At 69.5% G+C, this 220-nt stretch carries 1 pseudogene; it reads left to right on the top strand.

What is annotated here, in order from left to right:
- Nucleotides 1-220 (top strand): annotated as a pseudogene (locus E0T84_RS31735) (acyl-CoA dehydrogenase); the annotation flags it as partial.

Genomic DNA, 220 nt, shown 5'->3' on the forward strand with positions numbered 1-220 from the left:
GGCATGCGAGCCACCGGGTCCAACGACGCCATCGCCTCCGACGTCTTCGTGCCCGAGCACCGGTTGGTGAAGGTGCTCGACATCTATTCCGGAACGGCTCCGGGTGCCGGACTGCACGACGGCTCCGCCTACCGCTGGCCGATGGTGCCCGCACTGGCCCTGTTGGCCGCGATGCCGGCACTGGGCAGTGCCGAGCGGGTCACCGAGATCTACGCGCAGC

The sequence above is a fragment of the Mycobacterium sp. DBP42 genome, from assembly GCF_005924235.1.
GTDB lineage: Bacteria > Actinomycetota > Actinomycetes > Mycobacteriales > Mycobacteriaceae > Mycobacterium > Mycobacterium syngnathidarum.